21 protein-coding genes and 1 pseudogene are annotated in these 20,734 nt (G+C 68.0%); 18 read left to right on the plus strand and 4 right to left on the minus strand.

Annotated features, from left to right (window positions below; genetic code table 11):
- Positions 1–27 precede the first annotated feature (27 nt).
- Genes VGV06_19790 through VGV06_19800 form a run of 3 tightly spaced genes read left to right on the plus strand, consistent with a single transcriptional unit; the run spans position 28 to position 2,113 of the window.
- Complete coding sequence (locus tag VGV06_19790; GenBank protein ID HEV2057384.1) at positions 28–768, plus strand: amino acid ABC transporter ATP-binding protein; 741 nt, start codon at positions 28–30, stop codon at positions 766–768.
- A 5-nt stretch (positions 769–773) separates the two neighbouring features.
- A complete protein-coding gene (locus VGV06_19795) occupies positions 774–1,454 on the plus strand; it encodes an amino acid ABC transporter permease (protein HEV2057385.1) in 681 nt (226 codons plus the stop codon).
- The gene (locus tag VGV06_19800; GenBank protein HEV2057386.1) at positions 1,451–2,113 is read left to right on the plus strand and encodes an amino acid ABC transporter permease; all 663 of its coding nucleotides are present in this window, start codon (positions 1,451–1,453) and stop codon (positions 2,111–2,113) included. The genes VGV06_19795 and VGV06_19800 overlap by 4 nt, the downstream gene beginning before the upstream one ends.
- A 41-nt stretch (positions 2,114–2,154) precedes the next feature.
- Here VGV06_19800 and VGV06_19805 read toward each other — a convergent pair whose 3' ends face one another.
- Positions 2,155–2,430 carry a type II toxin-antitoxin system Phd/YefM family antitoxin gene (locus VGV06_19805; GenBank protein HEV2057387.1) on the minus strand — a complete coding sequence of 92 codons (276 nt, stop codon included), beginning with the start codon at positions 2,428–2,430 and terminating at the stop codon, positions 2,155–2,157.
- Between the two features lie 157 nt (positions 2,431–2,587).
- Positions 2,588–4,063, minus strand: a complete 1,476-nt coding sequence (locus tag VGV06_19810; protein HEV2057388.1) for a DUF2779 domain-containing protein — start codon at positions 4,061–4,063, stop codon at positions 2,588–2,590.
- A 133-nt stretch (positions 4,064–4,196) separates the two neighbouring features.
- On the opposite strand from VGV06_19810, the gene VGV06_19815 reads away from it, so the two are divergent.
- From VGV06_19815 to VGV06_19870, 12 genes and pseudogenes are all read left to right on the plus strand, one after another.
- On the plus strand, positions 4,197–5,222 hold the full coding sequence (locus tag VGV06_19815; protein HEV2057389.1) for a TauD/TfdA family dioxygenase: 1,026 nt from the start codon (positions 4,197–4,199) through the stop codon (positions 5,220–5,222).
- A gap of 5 nt (positions 5,223–5,227) precedes the next feature.
- Complete coding sequence (locus VGV06_19820) at positions 5,228–6,076, plus strand: phytanoyl-CoA dioxygenase family protein (GenBank protein HEV2057390.1); 849 nt, start codon at positions 5,228–5,230, stop codon at positions 6,074–6,076.
- Between the two features lie 39 nt (positions 6,077–6,115).
- Positions 6,116–6,895, plus strand: coding sequence for an enoyl-CoA hydratase/isomerase family protein (locus tag VGV06_19825; protein HEV2057391.1), 780 nt, complete (start codon positions 6,116–6,118; stop codon positions 6,893–6,895).
- A gap of 22 nt (positions 6,896–6,917) precedes the next feature.
- The gene (locus tag VGV06_19830; protein ID HEV2057392.1) at positions 6,918–9,101 is read left to right on the plus strand and encodes an acetate--CoA ligase family protein; all 2,184 of its coding nucleotides are present in this window, start codon (positions 6,918–6,920) and stop codon (positions 9,099–9,101) included.
- On the plus strand, positions 9,098–10,603 hold the full coding sequence (locus VGV06_19835) for an ABC transporter substrate-binding protein (protein ID HEV2057393.1): 1,506 nt from the start codon (positions 9,098–9,100) through the stop codon (positions 10,601–10,603). The genes VGV06_19830 and VGV06_19835 overlap by 4 nt, the downstream gene beginning before the upstream one ends.
- A 16-nt stretch (positions 10,604–10,619) precedes the next feature.
- Complete coding sequence (locus VGV06_19840; protein ID HEV2057394.1) at positions 10,620–11,573, plus strand: ABC transporter permease; 954 nt, start codon at positions 10,620–10,622, stop codon at positions 11,571–11,573.
- Positions 11,570–12,448, plus strand: coding sequence for an ABC transporter permease (locus VGV06_19845; protein ID HEV2057395.1), 879 nt, complete (start codon positions 11,570–11,572; stop codon positions 12,446–12,448). The genes VGV06_19840 and VGV06_19845 overlap by 4 nt, the downstream gene beginning before the upstream one ends.
- Positions 12,449–12,571: 123 nt before the next feature.
- Positions 12,572–13,636, plus strand: a complete 1,065-nt coding sequence (locus VGV06_19850) for an LLM class flavin-dependent oxidoreductase (protein HEV2057396.1) — start codon at positions 12,572–12,574, stop codon at positions 13,634–13,636.
- 84 nt (positions 13,637–13,720) lie between these two features.
- A pseudogene (locus VGV06_19855) lies at positions 13,721–15,096 on the plus strand (IS1380 family transposase).
- A gap of 251 nt (positions 15,097–15,347) precedes the next feature.
- Positions 15,348–16,259: an alpha/beta hydrolase gene (locus VGV06_19860; protein ID HEV2057397.1), complete on the plus strand. Its 912-nt coding sequence runs from the start codon at positions 15,348–15,350 to the stop codon at positions 16,257–16,259.
- A 174-nt stretch (positions 16,260–16,433) separates the two neighbouring features.
- Positions 16,434–17,342: an NAD(P)-dependent oxidoreductase gene (locus VGV06_19865; protein ID HEV2057398.1), complete on the plus strand. Its 909-nt coding sequence runs from the start codon at positions 16,434–16,436 to the stop codon at positions 17,340–17,342.
- Positions 17,343–17,446: 104 nt separating this feature from the next.
- A complete protein-coding gene (locus tag VGV06_19870; GenBank protein ID HEV2057399.1) occupies positions 17,447–18,667 on the plus strand; it encodes an amidohydrolase family protein in 1,221 nt (406 codons plus the stop codon).
- On the opposite strand, the gene VGV06_19875 is transcribed toward VGV06_19870, so the two are convergent.
- The gene (locus tag VGV06_19875) at positions 18,664–18,828 is read right to left on the minus strand and encodes a hypothetical protein (protein HEV2057400.1); all 165 of its coding nucleotides are present in this window, start codon (positions 18,826–18,828) and stop codon (positions 18,664–18,666) included. The genes VGV06_19870 and VGV06_19875 overlap by 4 nt on opposite strands.
- Positions 18,829–18,880: 52 nt before the next feature.
- Here VGV06_19875 and VGV06_19880 point away from each other — a divergent pair, with 52 nt between their 5' ends.
- The 3 genes from VGV06_19880 to VGV06_19890 all read left to right on the plus strand — a co-directional run bounded on the left by VGV06_19880 (position 18,881) and on the right by VGV06_19890 (position 19,732).
- Complete coding sequence (locus tag VGV06_19880) at positions 18,881–19,111, plus strand: CopG family transcriptional regulator (protein ID HEV2057401.1); 231 nt, start codon at positions 18,881–18,883, stop codon at positions 19,109–19,111.
- Complete coding sequence (locus VGV06_19885; protein ID HEV2057402.1) at positions 19,098–19,361, plus strand: type II toxin-antitoxin system RelE/ParE family toxin; 264 nt, start codon at positions 19,098–19,100, stop codon at positions 19,359–19,361. Before VGV06_19880 ends, VGV06_19885 begins: the two co-directional genes overlap by 14 nt.
- Before the next feature lie 200 nt (positions 19,362–19,561).
- Positions 19,562–19,732 carry a hypothetical protein gene (locus VGV06_19890; protein ID HEV2057403.1) on the plus strand — a complete coding sequence of 57 codons (171 nt, stop codon included), beginning with the start codon at positions 19,562–19,564 and terminating at the stop codon, positions 19,730–19,732.
- 33 nt (positions 19,733–19,765) lie between these two features.
- On the opposite strand, the gene VGV06_19895 is transcribed toward VGV06_19890, so the two are convergent.
- Entirely contained in the window at positions 19,766–20,728 is a 963-nt protein-coding gene (locus VGV06_19895) for an NADPH:quinone reductase (protein ID HEV2057404.1), read from the minus strand.
- Positions 20,729–20,734: the final 6 nt, after the last annotated feature.

Raw genomic sequence — 20,734 nt, forward strand, 5'->3', positions numbered from 1 at the left:
GAGCGCCAGTGCAACTGACCTGAGCAGATGAACACGCCGATCGTCGACGCGCGCGGCATCCACAAGCATTTCGGCGCCCTTCACGTTCTGAAGGGCGTCGATTTGAGAGTGGCCGAACGCGAGCTGGTGTTCATCATCGGACCGTCGGGCTCGGGCAAGTCGACCCTGCTGCGCTGCCTCAACCGGCTGGAGGAGCCGTCCTCCGGCAGCGTCGTGGTGGACGGCATCGACATGCTCGACCCGCGGACCGACATCAATCATGCCCGCCAGCGCATCGGCATGGTGTTCCAGTCCTTCAACCTCTATCCGCACATGACGGCGCTCGGCAACGTGACGCTCGCGCTCCGCAAGGTCGCGGGCAAGTCGCGCGCCGGGGCCGACGCGTTGGGCCAGGCGGCACTGGAGCGGGTCGGCCTCGGCGACCGCGCCGGCCACACGCCGGGCCAGCTCTCGGGCGGCCAGCAGCAGCGGGTTGCCATCGCGCGCTCGATCGCGCTCGAGCCCCGGGTCATGCTGTTCGACGAGCCGACCAGCGCGCTCGATCCGGAGCTGGTGGGCTCGGTGCTCGAGGTCATGCGCTCCTTGCGCGAAAGCGGCATGACCATGATCGTGGTCAGCCACGAGATGGGCTTTGCCCGCAACGCCGCCGACCGGGTCGTGTTCATGGACGAGGGCGCCATCGTGGAGCAGGGGCCGCCCGCCGCGATCTTCGAGAACCCGGCCCACGAGCGCACGCGCACCTTCATCGGCCAGATCCAGCGGCACTGAGAGGCTTGTCGAACTGGGACCGCTTCACCGATACGTTCTTCAACGCCAAGGTCATGCTCAAGTACCTGCCGGACATCCTGTCCGGCGTGGTGGTCACGATCGAGCTTGCCCTCCTCATCGTCGTCACGGGCATTGCCGCCGGCCTGGCACTGGCGCTGCTCAGAAGCCTCGCCATCCGGCCGCTCAACTGGCTGATCATCTTCATCGTCGACCTGTTCCGCTCGCTGCCGCCGCTGGTCGTCATCGTGCTGATCTATTTCGGCCTGCCCAGCGTCAACCTCTCGCCCTCTGGCTTCGTCTCCACCTGGCTGTCGCTCGCCTTCGTGCTGATGGCCTTCTCCGAGGAGATCTTCTGGGCCGGCATCACCTCGGTGGCCAAGGGCCAGTGGGAGGCCGCGCGCTCGACCGGCTTGTCGTTCGGCCAGACCCTGATGAACGTCGTGCTGCCGCAGGCATTCCGGCTGACCATCCCGCCGCTCACCAACCGCACCATCGCCATCACCAAGGGCACCTCGCTCGGCACCGTCGTCGCCGTCACCGAGATCCTGGGGCAGGCGAGCTCGGCGATGTCCAATTCCTACAATCCCTCGCCGCTGATGATGGGCGCCGCGGCCTACATCGTGCTGTTCCTCCCCGTCGTCGTGGCGGCCCGCTGGGTCGAGACCAAGTTCGCGTGGAAGCGATGATCGAGACCTTCTTCAACCTGGAGATCATCGCCGCTTCCTGGCCGATCGTGCTGGCGGGGCTGAGGAACACCGTGCTGCTGTCGCTGCTCGTGGTGCCGCTCGGCCTGTTCGGCGGGCTGATCCTGGCGCTGCTGGCGAGCGTGAAGCATCCGGCGATCCGCTGGCCGCTGATGGCCTGGGTCGATTTCTTCCGCGCCTTTCCGCCCTTGGTGCTGCTTATCTTATTATTCGCCGGACTGCCGTTCGCAGGGCTGGAGCTGAGCGGCTTCGTCTGCGTGGCAGTCGCCTTCTTCCTCAACACCGGCGCCTACTACGGCGAGATCCTGAGGGCGGGAATCGATTCCGTGCCGGCCGGCCAGGTCGAGGCCGCGCGCTCCACCGGCCTCTCCCGCCTGCAGGCCATGGCCTACGTCGTGCTGCCCCAGGCGGTGCGCAACGTGCTGCCCGACCTGCTCTCCAACACGCTCGAGGTGGTGAAGCTCACCTCGCTCGGCAGCGTGGTGGCCGTGCCCGAACTCCTCTACCAGGCGCGTCAGGCGCAGAGCATCACCTACAACCCGACGCCCATCGTAGTGGCGGCGATCATCTACTTCCTGATGCTATGGCCCGTGGTGCGGCTCTTGAGCCGGCTGGAGAACCGCGCACTCGCCGGACGGTAGCGTTCTCATCCCTCCCGCCATGACGCTGAATGGATGGGCCCTCAGGGACGCGAGCGCGGCCGGGCCGCGCGCCGTGGCGCGAGCCGGTGCGCGGCGACCGCCGCCGGGACGCTCCGCTCGCGCAGTCGCCGCTGCAGCAGCTGACGGAATCCCGGGTGGTGCTCGACGAGCCGATCGATCAAATCGTCACCCTCCTTCAGCGGCACGAGTTGGAACGCGGGTCTTCCGTTGACGGTCACTACCACCGGTTCGTCATGGCAGCGATGAGCGTATTCACTCAGGTGCGCTTTTGCTTCACTAAGTGGGATCACTTTCATGATGTTCTGTGAACCTCCTGCCCTGCACGATGAGGGCGTTTCCGCGCTTCTCGCCCACGAGGACAATAGTCACGCGCTGCTGCGGCCGCCGCAGCTCGGGCTGGGCCACCAGATTAGAGCGGACCAGAATTCTGGTCAAGCCATCCGTCCAGAGCCGTTAGCGCCTAGCTAGATGGCGGAGACGCTCCAAGAGCTTTACCAGCCCCCACGTGTCCTGGCCGCAGTAGCGGAGGAGATCGCCCCGGAGGTGTGCCTTCACCTCCGGCGTTAGATCCGCCTCCTGGAACAGCAAATGCTCGAGCTCGAGGCTGGCCGTCTCGCCGTCGCCGATCGCCAGGGTGTCATAGCGGAGCTCGGGCACCATGGCCGGCAGGACGCTCTTGAGGCTGAAGCTGCCGCCGAAGTCCGGGTGATAGACGTGATTGCGCACCAGTGGGAGCAGATCCACCAGCCCGTCCGCGATGCGCCGAAGCGGCCCGGCCAGGGCAGGCAGCGCGTCGGCCATCTGCAACAGACACCGGCGCTCGAACGATGCGTTGTAGACCACCACGCTGCGCGCGGGCTCGCAGGCGCGGATCAGCCGCTCGGCCAGCGCCGGGCGCGGATCGCCGGGTCCATCGGCCAGCCACTCGTGGTGGGTGACGCGACCGCCGGCCTCTTCCACGTGGCAGCTGAACTGGACGGGCACTGGCTCCCAGGGATGGCAACCGTTCCAGATTGGAATGGGCAGGCCGACGGTCTCGAAATCGAGATACGCCAGCGGCGGTTGGAAAATCCGAAGCGCAGCGGCCAATGTGGAATCGACGATCAGCTGCCCGCTCTGGACGGCGCGGCGCTGCCTGCCCTGGATCGCTTTGAGCTCGATGTCCTCGGGTAGGTCGTGAAGCGTCGCGTAGCCCTGCTCCTCGAGCTCGCGGGCTCGCGCCCCGCCGCGGTAGAGCGTGCTGACATGATGCGGCGGCAGCACCGGCCAGCAGCGGGCCATGAAGGGACACTCGTAGGGTTTCGTGCAGTGGTCGCCGATCGCCACGTCGGGGAGCGGGCCGGCCAGCATCGCCAGCTGGCCCTGGATCACGGCGGGCATCGCCTCGAGCGCCTCGTGAGCCTGCTCCGTCACATCTGAGCGGGTGAAGAGATTGCTCAGGTCCGGATACGCGCAGGCCTTGTTGAGGTGCATGATCTCGAGCCGCGAGGCCCCGACCCCGCTGCGGCGCACCACGTGCGCCTGCACCGCCACGTCGGGCACGTGCTCTTCCTTCACGCTATTGCTGGACTTCACCTCGATGACGCCGGCGCGCGCCGACGGATGCTCCAGGATGTCCACCGAGACGAAGACCTGGCCGGCGCGGAACGCGGCCTCGTAGATGACCGGCGCCCCGCCTTGAAGGGCCGCTTCGGTGGCCGTGATGCGTTCGTCATAGGCCCGGTACGGCAGGTCGATCAGCACGCCGCCAGGCACATATGCCCGCGCCACTATGCCGATCCGGATGCCCACGTCGAACCTGTGCTGGAGCACGTTGTCTGGCGTGAGCTCTGGCGCGGCCGGCTCGTGCACGGTCCACCAGAGCCGCTTGTGACACTGGAGCCCCGCCATCACGCGGGACTTGGAAAGCCGTATCGCGCCGGGAGGCATGGCAGGAGCATACAGCAGCCGCTGCAGAGGGCGGTCGCGCCCTTGACAACTCCCCTGTCCCCGGAGCAGGATCGCCGCGGGCGTCGTGGATGACCCTCGACCCGCGACACAAGTCACCAAGGAGTCCACACCGATGAGCTCGATCTGGATGAAGCCGATCGACACGCCCAAGGCCTGGCGGGGCGCGACTCTCGCCGCGCAGACTTCGTGGATCCTCACGCTGACCGAGGCCGAGATCGCCGACGTCGATCGTGCTCTGGCCACGGCCAGGGCGACGGGACGGCCGCTCGAGGACATCCAGCGCGAGCACTTCCCGCTCACGGTGATGCAGCCACGGCTGGCGCAGACGCTCACCGAGCTGTACGACGGCCGCGGCTTCATCGTGGTGCGCGGCCTGCCCGTCCAGCGCTACAGCGATGATGATGTCGGCCTCATCTTCTGGGGCCTCGGCCGCTATCTCGGCGGGCCGCTCTACCAGAACCCGCAGGGCGAGCTGCTCGGCCACGTCTACGATCACGGCCGGACCTACGGCAATATCGACGTGCGCGGTTACGAGACGAACGCCTACCTGCCGTACCACACGGACGCCGGCGACATGGTAGGCCTGCTCTGCCTGCGCCGGGGGTTCGAGGGCGGGCTGAGCAGCATCGTGAGCTCGGTGACGGTCCACAACGAGATCCTCGCGCAGCATCCCGAGTATCTCGGCCTGCTCTACAACGGCTTCTACTACATCCGTCGCGAGGCGGCGCTGACCGAGCGCGGCGTGTCCGAGCGGCCGATCCCCGTGTTCGGCAACAAGGACGGGGTCGTGAGCTGCCGCTACATCCGCAACCAGATCAATGCCGGCGCGGCGAAGCGCGGGGTGGAGCTGACGACCTTCGAGAAGGCGGCGCTCGACTTCCTCGACGAGCAGACGCGACGCGCCGACTTGCGGCTGGACATGGACCTGCAGCCGGGTGACATCCAGTTCATCAACAACTACACGATCCTGCACTCGCGCACCGAGTTCGTGGACGGCGCCGAGCCGCACCAGAAGCGGCACATGCTGCGCCTGTGGCTCAAGTTCCCGAATCCGTGGCCGCTCAGCGCGGAGTTTCCCACGCACCTCGGCTACAAGCCGGCGCAGGACACGCCCGTCCTCATCGAGGCGGAGGCCTGATCGCCATGCCCAAGGTCCTCACCGGAGCCCAGGTCCGCAGCTTCGAGCAGCAGGGGTTCCTGTCTCCCGTGCGCACGATGAGCACGGAGCGCGCCGCCGCGTATCGCGCGCGCTTCGAGTCGCTGGAGACGCGCTTCCCCGACGACATCAAGAAGATGAAGACGAAGTCGCACCTGCTCTGCCCGTGGGTGCTCGACATCGCCGAGGATCCGCACGTCCTCGACATCTTCGAGGACCTGATCGGCCCCAACCTTCGCTGCTGGAGCATGGCCTGGCGCGTGAAGAAGGCCGACGGGCAGACGTTCGCAGGCTGGCACCAGGACTCGGCGTACGGCGCGGCGCTCCCCGTCGTGCTGGGCGCCCTCGCGCTCTCGGACTGCGGAACGACCAACGGCTGCCTGCGCGGCATTCCCGGCTCGCACAAGTGGGGTATCCTCAAGCACGAGGAGAGCGACGATCCCCGGAGCATCCTGGCCCGGGGCCAGTACATCAGCCAGCCGTTCGACGAGTCCAAGGCGGTGGACTTCGTGCTGAAGGCCGGCGAGATGGCGATGTTCGACAACTCGCTCGTGCACGGCTCCGGGACCAACTTCGGTCCCGACCGCCGCTTCCTGCTGCTGGTCGAGATGCTGCCGACGTGGGCCAAGCCGCCGCGCATCCGCCAGTCAGCGCTACTGCTGCGCGGCACCGACACGTACGGCAACTTCGACGACGAGCAGCGCCCCGACGGCGAGTGGACCGAGCGGGCCGTCGCGAACTGGTCCGGCGTCGTCAACGCGCGCGCCCGGCTCATCTTCGAGGACAGCAAGATCGGCCCGAGCGTGGCCTACGGCGGCAAGCGTCCGGCGACATGAGCGCCGCCCCTTTCGCCTCACTGTGAGGGCCGGTCTCTGATGACCTACGAAGCGATCCGTCTCGAGCACGCCGACGGCGTGTCCACGATCACGCTCAACCGCCCGCCGGTCAACGCGGTATCGCCGACGCTCATGCGGGATGTGCTGGCGGCGGCGGATGAGCTCGAGGCCCGGGACGCCACCCGGTGCATCGTGCTCACCGGTTCGGGCACCAAGGCGTTCTCCGCCGGCGCCGATCTCTCCAGTGGCCCGCCCGCCGCCGACGAGGCGGTCCGCTTCCGCGAGCTGGGACGCAAAGTGGTCGACCGGCTGGAGACGATTCCCAAGCCGGTCATCGCGGCCATCCGCGGATGGTGCATCGGCGGCGGCTTCGCCATCGCCATGGCCTGTGACGTGCGCCTGGCCTCCTCAACGGCGAAGTTCCGCACCGGCGACGCGTACATCGGCGTCGTGCCGAGCTGGGGGATGAGCCTTGTCCGCCTCGCGCACTACATCGGGCGCAATCGCACGTTCGATATGCTGATGCTCGGCGAGGACATGAATGCGGAGGAGGCGCGTGACATCGGGCTCGTCTCGCGCGTGATCCCGGATGCGGGGTTCGATGCGGAGGTCGCGCGCCTCGCGACGCGCGTGGCGGGCGGGGCGCCGATCACGTTCCGGTCGGTCAAGGAGACGGTGCGCGCGCAGTACTGGCTGACGCCGGAAGCGGCGCAGGAGCTGGAGACGCGCTGGGCGGAGATCGGGAGCGCGTCGGACGACTTTCGCGAAGGCGTGGCGGCATTCCGCGAGAAGCGGGCGCCCCTGTTCAAGGGACGCTGACGTTCGGCATGCCGGCCTTCGTGTGAGGACTGCGCCGGCGCTGCACACCTCGGCGCTGAGCGGCGCGCGCGCGACGCCGCGCGTGGACATCGACCGCATCCTGCATCCGCGCTCGGTGGCGGTCTTCGGCGCCTCGGACAGCAAGGACAAGTTCGGCGGGCGCATCATGCACTTCCTGGTGCACCACGGCTTCGCGGGCGAGATCTATCCGATCAACCCGCGACGCAGCGACGTGGTCAGGCGCAAGGCCTACCCGTCGATCGCCGACGCGCCGGCGCCACCGGACGTCGCCATCCTCGCCGTGCCGGCCGACGCGCTGGTACCGAGCGTGACCGAGGCGGCGGAGGCGGGGGTCGGCTGCTGCGTCATCATCTCCACCGGCTTCGCGGAGGCGGGCGAAGAGGGCCGCGCGCGTCAGGCCGCGCTCGTGGACATCGCGCGCCGCACCGGCACGCGCCTCGTCGGGCCGAACTGCATGGGCCTCATCGTGCCCCACCATCACCTGGCGCTCTGCTCCTCGGTGGTGCTCGACACCGACCGCCTCAGGGACGGCGGCATCGGCCTCGTGAGCCAGAGCGGCGCGCTCATGGTGTCGATCTTCGACCGCGCCGCCGAGGACGGGATCGGCTTCCGTCACTGCGTGTCGCTCGGCAACCAGGTCGACCTGGAGATCTGCGACTTCGTGGAGTACATGGTCGAGGATCCGGGCACCGAGGCCATCTGCGTGTACGTCGAGGGCCTCCTCGACGGCGCGCGCTTCCGGCGCTGCGCGGCGGGCGCGCGCCAGGCGGGCAAGCCGCTGCTCATCGTTAAGACCGGACGGACGGCGGCCGGAGTCGCCTCCGCGCGGTCGCACACGGCGAGCCTCGCCGGCTCCTTCGACGTGTTCGCGGCCGTGTGCCGGGAGGAGGGCGCCGTGATCGCCCGTGATCCCGACGACATGGTCCGGGCCGCGCATTTCCTGGTCCGGCATCGCCGGCCTCGCCACGGCGGCGTCGGCATCCTCTCGTCCTCGGGCGGCGCCGCCGGCATCGCCTGTGATCGCGTGAGCGAGCTCGGCCTGCCGCTCGCCGTGCTCTCCCTCGCCACGCGCGCCCAGCTCGACGAGCTCCTCCTGCCGCCGCAGGCGACCAACCCGATCGACCTCGGCGGGCGCCGGAAGCCCGAGGACGTCGAGATCGCGGGGGAGGCGGCGCGCATCCTGTTCGACGATCCCGACGTCGCCTACGGCCTGGCAATCCTGACCTCGATGCCGTTCTTCGCCAGGCGGACGAAGCTGATCGGCGAGGCGGCGCAGGCCGCCGACAAGCCGGTGATGATGACGCTGACACCGGGGGCGGCCGCGAACGCGCCTCGCCAGGCGCTGCGCGACATCGGCCAATTTTACTTCGACCGCGCCGAGGACGCGTTGCGCGTGCTCGCGCTTCTCGCCGAGCACGACGCCCTGCGGGCCGCGCCCGTGTCGGCACCGGCGCGACCCCCCGGGGTGCCGGCCGCCGGCGCGATGCGTGCCGTCGGCGCGGGGCCTCTCGCGGAGGCCGAGGTCAAGCGGCTGCTCGGCGTGTACGGCGTGAAGGTCGCGCGCGAAGCGGCGGCGCCCACCGCCGCCGCCGCCGGCGAGGCCGCTGCCGGCCTCGGCTTTCCCGTCGTCCTGAAGGCGATCTCCCGCGACATCGTGCATAAGAGCGATGTGGGCGCGGTGCGGCTCGGCCTCGGCTCGGGCGACGCGGTGGCCACGGCCGCTCGCGAGATGGCCGCCGCCCTCGCGGACTCGGCGCCGAAGGCCCGGCTCGAGGGGTTCTCGGTGCAGGAGACAGTGGCGGGCGAGGCGGAGATCATCGTCGGCGCGCGGCGCGATCCGCAGTTCGGCCCCGTGGTGATGGTCGGGCTCGGCGGCATCGCGGTGGAGATCCTGAAGGACGTTGCGCTGGCGCCGGCGCCGGTGAGCGGGGCGCGCGCGCGGGTCATGCTCGGCTCGCTCGCCGCCGCGCCGCTCCTGCGGGGCGCGCGCGGGCGGCCGCCGCTCGACCTCGACGCCGTCGTCGACGCCGTGGTGCGCGTCTCCTGGCTCGCGGCGGACCTCGGCGCCCGGCTGGTCGATCTCGAGGTCAATCCGCTCATCGTGCGTCGGGCGAGGCAGGGAGCGGTCGCGGTGGACGGCCGCGGAACTCTCACGCACGATCACACAGAGGAGCTCCCGACATGAGCTGGAAGCGAATCCTGACGGCCGTGGTCGCGACGATGCTGCTCGCGACCGTCCCCGCCTCCGCACAGAACGTGCTGCGGATCGGGCTCAACGACGACCCCGACGCGCTCGATCCGACCATCAGCCGCGCGTACGTCGGCCGCCTCGTTTTCGCCGCGCTCTGCGACAAGCTGTTCGACGTCACGCCGGACCTCAAGATCGTCCCGCAGCTCGCCACCGGCTACGAGTGGGCGCCCGACAGCCGCTCGGTGGTGCTCAAGCTGCGCTCCGGCGTCAAGTTCCACGACGGCGAGCCCTTTAACGCCGAGGCGGTGCGCTTCAACATCGAGCGCCATCTGACCACGCCCGGCTCGTTCCGCAAGCCGGAGATCGGCGATATCACGAACGTCGACGTGCTCAACAACCTTACGGTCCGGATCAACCTCTCGCAGCCGCTGGTGCCGCTGCTGGCCGCCCTGACCGACCGCGCGGGCATGATGGTGTCGCCGAAGGCGGCCAAGGAGCTCGGGGACAAGTTCGGCACCCGCCCCGTGTGCGCGGGGCCGTTCAAGTTCGTCGAGCGCGTGGCGCAGGGCAGGATCGTGCTCGAGCGCTTCGCAGACTACTGGGACAAGTCCAGCATCCGTCTCGACCGCGTCGAGTTCGTGCCGATCACCGATTCGACCTCGCGCCTCGCCAGCCTGCGCTCGGGCGACTTGCACATGATCGAGCGCGTGTCGCCGACCGATCTCGGTGAGATCCGCGCCGACAGCCGGCTCAAGGTGGTCGGCGTGCCCGAGCTCGGCTACCAGGTGATCCCGTTCAACGTGAACAACGGCCCGAAGAGCAAGACGCTGGCAGACGTGCGCGTCCGGCAGGCGATCGACCTCGCCATCGACCGCGAGACGATCGTCAAGACAGTGTTCAACAACGAGTACATTCCCGGCAACCAGTGGGTCAGCCCGTCTAGCTTCTATTACAACGCCAAGCTCACCGTGAGGACACGGGACGTCGCGAAGGCCCGGCAGCTGCTGCGCGAGGCCGGCCAGCCGACTCTCACCTTCACGCTCATCCTGCCGCCGGAGCGCGACCGCCAGGAAGCGGCGCTCATCATTCAGGCCATGCTCGCCGAGGCGGGCATCACGATGAAGCTCCAGACGCAGGAAAACGTCACCATGCTCACGGCCGGCCGCCACGGTGACTTCGAGGCGTACTTCACGTTCTGGAGCGGCCGGCCGGACCCCGACGGCAACGTCTTCACCCACACCACGTGCAAGGGCGCCCAGAACGACTCGCACTGGTGCAACGCGGACTTCGACGCGCTCGTGACCAAGGCGCGGCACGTGGCCGATCCCGCCGAGCGCAAGAAGCTTTACGACCAGGCCACCGAAATACTCCTAAAGGAGGTGCCGCGCCTGCACCTATGGCACCGGCGCGTGTTCACCGGCTTCAGCGCGCGCGTGCAGGGCTTCACGCCGCACCCCGACGGGATCATCCGCCTCCGCGGGCTGACCCTGAACTGAGGCCCGACGGCCGGCGATGACGCTCTGGCTCTACATCGCGCGCCGGCTGGCCGTGCTCGTCCCCACGCTGCTCGTCGTGTCCGTGCTGATCTTCTCGCTCCAGCAGCTGCTGCCGGGCGATCCGGCGCTGGCGCTGGCGGGTGAGGAGCACGACGCGGCCGTGGTGGCGGCGATCCGCGCGAGGTACCATCTCGACCGCCCGCTCGCCGTGCAGTACGGGATCTGGATCGGCAATGTCCTGCGCGGCGACTTCGGCGAGTCGCTGCGCAACCGCATCCCCGTCGCCGAGCTGCTCGCGAGCAAGCTGCCGGTGACGGTAGAGCTCGCGATCTGCTCGATGCTGATAGCGCTCGTTATCGGGCTGCCCGCCGGCATCGTGTCCGCCGCGCGCAAGGGCACTGCCGTCGACGCCGCCGCCAACCTGGTCGCTCTGTCCGGGCTGTCGGTGCCGCATTTCTGGCTCGGCATCATGCTGATCCTGCTCTTCGCCGTGCGCCTGGGCTGGCTGCCGGCCTCCGGCTACGTGCCGCCATGGGAGAGCCTGTCGCGGAACTTCCTGACGATCCTGCTGCCCTCGTTCGTGCTCGGCACCGGCGTGGCCGGCGTGATGATGCGCCACACGCGCAGCGCCATGCTGCAGACGCTCGACGCCGACTACGTGCGAACGGCGCGGGCCAAGGGCGTCCCCGAGCGGCTGGTCGTGCTCAAGCATGCGCTCCGGAACGCGCTGATCCCGGTCATCACGCTTGGCGCCATCGAGTTCGGGCGCCTGCTGTCGGGCGCCGTGCTGACCGAGCAGATCTTCGCGATCCCCGGGTTCGGCAAGCTGCTCGTGGACGGCGTGTTCAACCGCGATTACGCTGTCGTGCAGGCGGTCGTCCTCGTCTCCGCGAGCCTCTACCTGGTCCTAAACCTGCTCGCAGACATCCTCTACTTCGTCGTCAACCCTCGCCTGCGGGGCACAGCGTGACGGACGCCACCGGCGTCGTCGCGGCGCCGGCCGTGCAGGACACCCGGCGATATCACGCGCTCAAGCGCCTGGCGCGCCGGCCGGCGGCGGTGATCGCCGCGCTGGTCGTGCTGGGCTTCATCGTCATGGCGGTCGGCGCTCCGCAGATCGCGCCGTTCGACCCCATCACGCCCAACTTCCTCGCCGTGCGCAAGCCGCCGTCGAGCCTCTACCGGCTCGGCACGGATGAAGTCGGCCGCGACGTGCTCTCGCGCCTCATTTGGGGCGCGCGCGCCTCACTCCTGGCCGGGGTCATACCGGTCGGCATCGCGCTCGCCGTCAGCATTCCGCTCGGGCTGCTGTCGGGATACGCCGGTGGCTGGGTCGATGGGGTTATCATGCGCATCGTCGACGCGATGCTGGCCATCCCATTTTTGATCGTGGCCATCGCGCTGGCCGCCTTTCTGGGGCCGAGCCTCACCAACGCGATGATCGCGATCGGGATCGCCGCGCTGCCGACGTTCCTTCGGCTGGCGCGCGGCACCGTGCTCACGATCAAGACGGAGGAGTACGTCGAGTCGGCGCGTGCCCTCGGCTGCTCGGCGCACCGCATCGCCACGCGTCACATCTTCCCCAACATGCTGCCGCCGATCTTCATCCAGTCGTCCATCACGGTGGCGGCGGCGATCATCGCCGAGGCGAGCCTGTCGTTCCTCGGGCTCGGCCAGCAGCCGCCTGCGCCATCGTGGGGCTCCATGCTCAACACGGCTCAGCGCTACCTCTCGCAGGCGCCGTGGATGGCCCTCTACCCGGGGCTCATGATCTTTGTCATCGTCATGGCCCTCAATGTCCTTGGCGACGGGCTGCGCGACGCCCTCGACCCGCGACACCAGTGACCAAGGCGTCCTCACCGACGAGCTCGATCTGGATGAAGCCGTCGACCGGTCGGCGCACGTTGATCCCCTCCGCGCGAAGGCTTATGCTGTGCGGGCTGGTCACTCCTTCGGCGAAGGTGGCGCATGCGATTCGGCTGGTTGACGCTCGGGCTTTCCCCCTCTCCCGAAGGAGACTACGCCGCGATCCTCGAGCAGCTCTCGCAGGCGTGCTTCGCGGAGACGGCGGGCTTCGACGGCATCTGGCTCACCGAGCACAACTTCACGGGCGAGAGCGTCTACTGCGATCCCATCCCGTTCGCCAGCGTCGTGGCCGCGCGCACGTCGCGGATCCGGATCGGCTTCGCTGTGATCCAGCTCGCCCTGCGCCACCCGATCCGTCTCGCGACCCAGCTCGCGCTCCTCGATAACCTCTCCGACGGCCGGCTCGACGTCGGCGTCGGGCACGGGACCAACTACAACGAGTACGAATTCGTCGGCTACGGGCTCCGGAGCGACGACAGCCGGGCGCGGATGGAGGAGACGCTCGACGTGATGATCCGCGCGTGGACGGAGGCGCCGCTGGTCCACGAGGGGAAGTTCTACCAGCTCCGCCTGCCCGCGCTCCGCCCGCGTCCTCGGCAGCGGCCGCACCCGCCGATCTGGCGCAGCGTCTCGTCCGCGGGCTCGGTGCGCGAGTGCGGCCGGCTCGGCGCGCCGATCATGACGGCGCGCATCCCGCTCTCGACCGTGCCGGAGCGGCTCGCGCTCTACGAGGCCGGTCTCGCCGAAAGCGGCCTCGACGCCACTGCGCAGCGGCGGCTCCGAGAGCAGGCGGCGGTGTGGCGCTTCGTCCACGTCGCCGAGAGCCACGCGCAGGCCGAGGACGAGCTCGCTGCGGCGCTCCGGGAGACGCGCCGGCACATGATCCTTGCCCGCGTGACGCACAATCCCGCCGACTTCCACGTCCCCACATCGCGCGTCAACCCGTGGAACGATCCGCTCGTCTCCGACGAAGACGGCGTCCGATACGCGCTCGAAGCCGCTACGCTCTACGGCACCGCGCGGCGTGTCGCCGATCAGGTGGCCGAGATGAGGGACGCGGGCGTGCATCACATCTTCTGCCAGATGTCCTACGGCTACCTACCACACGCGACAATCATGGAGTCCATGCGGCGCTTCGGCGAGCACGTCATGCCGAAGTTCCGCTGACCGAGGTTCTGTTTACTTATTAACCCGCATTTTCATTTTGAAAGGCGAACGGATCGGACCATAATCGCGTAACACCCGCAAGAAATGCGGCTCGCGGCGGCTCCTCGCTGGTCCGGAGGGCATCATCCAGTGGGTGACGCGACATCTGGCCCGGTTCGCCTCTCGTTCAATCCCCAACTTCGCGTCGAATTCCAGGGCGCCACGGTCACCTCAGACGCAGGGCTGTTACTGCCGCGTGAGTTGGACGAGCGCCTCGGCCTGAACATGCTGATTGAGCGGCACCTCACGGATCCGCGCACCGGACACAACCGCCAATTTCCTGTATCGGACCTTTTCCGCCAGTCCATCTACAGCCGCTTGGCGGGCTACGAGGACACTAACGACGCCGAGCGGCTGGCCGAGGACCCGACGTTTCGGATGCTGGCCTCGCGCGAGCGGCGGGACACGAGCGTCGCGCTCACCTCGACGCTCCACTGGTTCGAAACGGACGTCCTCACAGAGGAACGAAACTACCAAGGACTTGCCCACCTCAACATGGCACTGATCCAGCATGCTTCGACGCGATCATCGAACCGGCTGGTAACGCTCGATATCGACAGCTCCGAGAGTCCAGTCCACGGGGCGCAAGAGCAGTCCACCTACAATGGCCATTTCGAGTCCGTCTGCTACCATCCCCTGTTCGTCTTCAACCCGGACGGCGACTGCCTCGCTGCCAAGCTCCGGCCGGGCAACGTCCCCAGTGCGCACGGGTGGGACGACGTGCTCCTCCCCATCATTGACCGGTACCACACGCACGGCCAGACCGTCGTCGTCCGCGCGGACGCAGCGTTCGCCTTGCCCGCCCTCTATGAGGCGCTGGAACGCCGCGGGGTGAAGTACGCGATCCGCCTGCCGGCCAATGACGTGCTCGAGCGCGCATCGAGGATCTGCTCACGCGGCCCCGCGGCCGACCGAGCCACGCGCCGCTGGTCCGCTATCGGAGCTTCGAGTATCAGGCGGCGTCGTGGGACCGGCCGCGGCGCGTGATCGCCAAGATCGAGCATCACGTCGGCGAACTGTTTCCCCGGGTGGGCTTCATCGTCACGACGCTCACGGGGACGAACCGGGCGGTCGTCCGCTTCTACAACCAGCGCGGGACGGCGGAGTAGTGGATCAAGAAGGGTAAGGAAGCCCTCCACTGGACCCGGCTCTCCTGTCACCGGTTCCGGGCCAACGAGGTCCGCCTGCTCCTCGGCGTGATCGGCTACAACCTCGGCAATCTGCTCCGCCGGCTGGTCTTGCCGCTCGCCATCCAGAGTTGGTCCCTGACGAGCCTGCAGCAACGGCTCTTCAAGACCGGTGGCCGCCTCATTCGGCATGCCCGATACTTCGTCCTGCAGCTGGCCGAGAGCTACTTGACATCGACGCTCTTTCGGCAAATCCTTGGGCGCATCGCGCGACTCGGGTGGCACCCGACGTGATCGGGCGGACGGCTCAGACGGGGAGCCGGATCGGCGCCGGCGGGGGTGTCCCTCCGGTGGGTGGTCACGGGCAGCGAGTGTTCCGAGGATGGGGGATCGGCGCGCAGGCGCCCCGAGAACGACCCGTGTCACCCGTTGCGGAGGCCCTGCAATGGTGGATCGAGCGTTCCGTCGCCACTCGGCAGTGGGAGACCAAGGGGAAAATCAGTCCATATCGCAAATCCCAGTTAAAACCACGAATGGAGACGATCATGCTGTGGGTTAAAACGTTCCGGCTGGCCGTCATCATCGTGATCATCGGTGGCCTCCTCATGCCAGCGCGTGCTGCCGAGTCGCCGCAGACGCGTCAACTGCGTGTGAATGGCGCCGACCTCTCCTACCTCGACGAGGGTACGGGCGCTCCAGTCGTCTTTGTGCACGGCAGCTTCGCCGACCTGCGCTTCTGGGAGCCGCAACGCCAAGCGATTGCGCAGCAGTACCGCTTCATTGCTTACACGCGGCGGTATCACGGCACGACCCCGTGGGCCGACGAAGGGGGAAACTATTCTGCAGCGACTCATGCCGCGGATCTTACCGCCTTCATTCGTCAGTTGAACGGCGGCACGGTCCACCTCGTCGCGCTCTCCTATGGCGGGCTTCTTGCCACCTTGGTGGCGTCGGAACACCCAGAACTCCTGCGCAGCGTCACGTTAGCGGAACCCATAATTGGAGCGCTCTTGGCAAACACCCCGGAAGGCAAGTCTGCGCTCGCCGACCAGGGTAAAACGGTGGCCGCGGTCGCCGGGGCAGTCAAGGCTGGAGATTCCGTACAGGCCAGCAAGCTGTTCTTTGAGGCGGCGAACAACCAAGGCGCCGGCGCCCTCGAAAAGCAGCCAGAGGCTATACGTCGGATGATCCTGGATAACGCCAGGACAGTCCCACTGATGATAGCCGCGCCTGCGGCGCCAGCGGTCTCCTGCGCCAGCCTTGGCGGCGTGAAGGTGCCGACCTTCGTCGTGGGTGGGGAGCAGACCGCGCGATTTTATTCTCTGATCAACGAGGAAGTCGTGCGGTGCACGCCCGGCAGCCGCATGGTGAGGATTCCCCACGCCACGCACTGGATGTCCATGCAGAATCCAGCGGCATTCAACGAGGCGCTATTGCAGTTCCTGGCGCAGCATTGAGCCGCAAAACGGCGCTTAATCCAGATGTGGAATTAAAGAAGAAGGTAGTTGATCGTGGAACAAAATTCGGCAATTCCCAGGTGCCACTCTCTTGAGCCAGGGCGGCGCTTGGCGCGGCCAGTAGAAGCAACGCAGCGATCAACAACGCCAATCCGCCATTAAAGGAGGAGTGTGATGGCTGTCTCCGTAGGGTTCATCGGTGTCGGGAACATGGGCAATCCGATGGCGGGCAACGTGTTGAAGGCTCTCTTCCCGATGACGGTCTTCGACACAAACCCCAAGGCGATGGAGAACCTTGTCGAGGCCGGAGCCCGTCGAGCCGGCTCGGCGCGCGAGGTCGTCGACCAGTCCGAGATCGTGCTGACCTCGCTGCCGGCCTCCCCCGATGTGGAAGCGATGTATCTCGAGCCCGGCGGCTTGGTGGAGCGCGCCAAGCCCGGGACGATCCTCATCGACCTGAGCAGCGTCCTGCCCTCGACGCCGCGGAAGATCGAGCCCCGCGCGAAAGCTCGCGGCGTGTACTTCCTCGAAGCGCCGGTGAGCGGCGGCGTGAGCGGTGCGCGGGCGGCCACGCTGGCGATCATGGTCGGCGGCGACGCGGAGCCCCTGGCGCGCGCCCAGCCGGTCTTGCGCGCCATCGGCCCGAACATCTTCCACGTCGGACCTGTCGGCGCCGGCAACACCATGAAGGCGATCAACAACATGATGGCCTGCGTCAACGGCGTCGCGATGATGGAAGGCCTCGTGCTCGGCGTGAAGGCGGGCCTCGACCCGATGACGATCTACGAGGTGGTCAAGGCGAGCAGCGGGGGCAGCAAGGCGCTCGAGCGCATCCCGCGCGCGTTGATCCCGAGAAATTTCGAGCCGGGCTTCAAGGTGGCGCTGATGAACAAGGATCTCGAAACGTTCAACACCATCGCCAAGGAGCTCCACGTGCCGGTCAGCTTCTCGAACGTCGCCCAGCGCTACCAGCAGGCGGCAATGGCAGCCGGGCTGGCCGAACAGGACACCAGCGTGGTCTTGACGATCATCGAACGACTGGCGGTCGCGCAGGTCCCCCGTGGCGAGCCACCGAAGGAATAGCGCTCTCGACCACATCGTGCTGGCGCTCAGCCTCGTGGCGGGAGTAGAATCGCCGGCACCCAGGTGGGCGCGGCCGGACAACGCGGGATAGCCAGGAGGGCGTGATGAAAGACGGGCTCAGGTTCGTGGACTGCGACATGCACATCATGGAGCCGCCCGATCTCTTCGAGAAGTACCTCGACCCCACGTTCCGGAGCCGCGTGAGCCTGCCGATCGGCGCCGACGGCCGTCCCAAGCGCGGCACGATCGTCATCGACGGCCTGCCGACGACGATGGACGCCGAGCTCCAGCAGCACCGCAAGCGGCGCCAGCCGGGCCCGAGCCACAGCACGCAGCCGCTCTCGGGCTCGCGCGCGTATGGCGACACCGGGCCCCTCGACTTCGCGATCAAGCGCGACTACGACCCCGTGGCGCAGCTGATCGGCATGGAGATGGAGGGTGTGGACATCGCCGTCCTCTACCCGACCACGGGGCTGAGCCTGCTGGCCCGTGACAACATGGACCCCCAACTCTCGCTCGCGCTCTGCCAGGCCTACAACAACTGGATCCACGAGTTCTGCCGCCACAGCCCCGACCGGCTCAAGTTCGTCGCCATGCTGCCGCCCCACGAGGTGCACCTGGCCTGCGCGGAGCTCCTGCGCTGCGTGCGCGAGCTGGGCGCCGTGGGCTCGTTCGTCCGCCCGAACCTCGTCAACGGGCACTACTGGCACTCCAACTACTGGGACCCGCTCTACTCCATGCACGAGGCGCTGGACGTCACCTGGGGCTTCCACGAGGGCACTGGCGCCTGGTACTCGCACATGAACGTGCTCTACGGCGAGAACCGCTTCTACCGCCACGTCGCCAGCCACTGGATCGAGATGCAGCAGGCGCTGATCGCCATGATCGTGGGCGGCGTCTTCGAGTTCCACCCCAAGCTCCGCGTGGGCTTCCTCGAGGCGCAAAATTCCTGGGTGCCGGGTCTCCTGTCGCGCATCGAGTGGGACTATCCGCAGTACCGGGACTCCCACGCCCCGTACCTCGCGCTCACGCCGAAGGAGTACTTCCGGCGCAACTGCTGGGCCGCCGTCGAGGGGAGCGAGCCGGAGATCGAAGCCACGGCGGGGCTGATCGGCGGCGATCGCATGTGCGTCTCGACCGACTACCCGCACTTCGATTCCAACTTCCCGAACGTGTCGAGCAATGTGCTGAGCCGCGTGCCGCGGGAGATCGCCGCGCAGATCCTGCTGGGAGGCGCGGGCCTCTACGCCTTCACCGAGGCCCACTTCGCCAAGGCCGACGCGGCGGCGAAGCGCGCGCCGGCGGCCGTCCCCGTCGGAGCCTAGAGCAGCAGATCGGCGACGAGTAGGATGGGCCGGGAGGAATGGCCAGCCAGGTAGTCGCCGGGCTGGAACACGGCGCGATCCACGAGCCGCTCGTATTCCACCCGTGCCCAACGCTTGGTCGGAACCGGCGTCGCATCCGTGTCGGTCAGGCGAAGCCCCAACGGCGCCGTTCCGGCTCTTGACGTCTAAACGTCAAAACGCTAGAATGTTCGCATGACCAATCCAAAACGCGCGACCGTGTATTTTGATGCGGATATTCACCGGGCCCTGCGGCTCAGGGCGGCGGCGTCCGATCAGTCCATCTCGGACATGGTGAACGAGGCCGTGAAGTTGACCTTGGCGGAGGACGCGGAAGATCTGGCGGCGTTTGGCGAGCGCAAGCGGGAGCCGAATCTCGACTTCGAGCAGTTCGTGAAGGCTCTCAAGCGGCGTGGCAAGCTATAGGGTCCTGATCAAGTCTTCCGCGGCCGAGGAGATCGAGGCCGTTGATCAAAAGAAGGACCGTCAGCGCATCGTGGCCGGCATCCGTTCGCTGGCCGATGATCCTCGGCCGCCTGGTTGCGAGAAGCTCGCCAGCGAGGCCGACCGGTATCGTATAAGAGTGGGCCGGTATCGAGTCATCTACTCAGTCGGGGACGGGGAGCTGCTCGTCGTTGTGGTCCGGGTTGGGCATCGCAAGGACGTCTATCGATGAGTTGCGAGAGGATGTCCTCGAGGCGCTCGAGCTCCGGCACGCTCGTAGACGACGCGGCCACCCGCGACGGTGAGGTCGGCCACGATGCCCGGCAGGCGCTCCTCGGGCACCGTCGGGATGTGCGAGCTCCACGATTTCACGAGCATCACGTCCGAGGACCTCACCGAAGTGTTCGCCACCGCCGCAAGGAAGCCAAGGCCATGGCCGCGGCCAATCCCGTGCTGGGCCGGCTCCACGACCACCCGGATCTGCCGATCCCCGTCGTCGAGACTCCGGACTGCTTCGACATCGCGGTCGTGGACGGTGCCGCCGGGCGGGGCGCCTACTTCTATGGCGCGGGCGAGCCCGTCACGATGCCCGTCGAGGAGTGATCCGGCCGGCGAGCACCTGAGCCCCGCGGACCCTTAGGGGACCAGCACGATCTTGCCGTGGTGGCCCGGCTCCATCACCGCCTCATGGCTGCGCGCCGCCTGGGCGAGCGGCAGCTCCTGGGCGATGACCGGGCGGAGGGTGCCGTTGCGCAGTCCCTCCACGAGGGCGGCGTGGATGCCGGCGAGCTGGAGCGGGCTGGCGTGGTAGAGCGCCATGCCCAGGATGGCCGCGTCCTTGTTCATGGCCAGGCGGGCGTTGATCTCGACCGTGCCGCGGTTGCCGATGACGACGATGCGCCCGCGCATGGCGATGACGCCGAGGTCCTTCTGGAGATTTGCGTTGGCCAGCATCTCCATGATGATGGCCGGCCCCTGCCCGCCGGTGAGCCGGACGCACTCGTCGAGGTAGCCCGGGGCGCCGTGGTCGAGCACGTGGTGGGCGCCCTGCTCGAGCACCATGCGCCGGCCCCGCTCGGTGCCCGCGGTCCCGATCACGGTGAGGCCGCGCGCGCGCGCAAGCTGCACGGCGCCGATGCCCACGCCGCCGCTGGCGCCGTGGACGAGGACGGTCTCGCCCGCCTCGGCGTGCGCGCGATGGAAGAGCGCGTGGTAGGCCGTGGCGTAGGGGACGTTCATCGCCGCCCCCTGCGCGAAGCTGGCGTTGGCGGGCAAGGGATGCACCTGGCCCTGGTCGCAGAGGCAGAACTCGGCGTAGGCGCCGCTCACCGTACCGCCCACGTAGACGCGATCGCCGACCTTCACGGCCGTTACCCCGGGGCCGACCGCCTCCACAACCCCCGCCGCATCCGCGCCCGGCGTATAGGGCAGCTTGGGCCCGCGTTTGTCGGTGTTCGCGCGCAGGTAGGTGTCCACGGGGTTCACGCCGACGGCGTGGTTGCGCACGAGGACCTGGTTCGGCCCCGGCTGGGGCGTCGACACCTCCTCCACCTTCAAGACGGAGGGGCCGCCGTACTCGGAGACGCGGATCGCCTTCATGATGAT

It is taken from the genome of Candidatus Methylomirabilota bacterium (assembly GCA_035936835.1).
In the GTDB taxonomy this organism is placed as follows: domain Bacteria; phylum Methylomirabilota; class Methylomirabilia; order Rokubacteriales; family CSP1-6; genus AR37.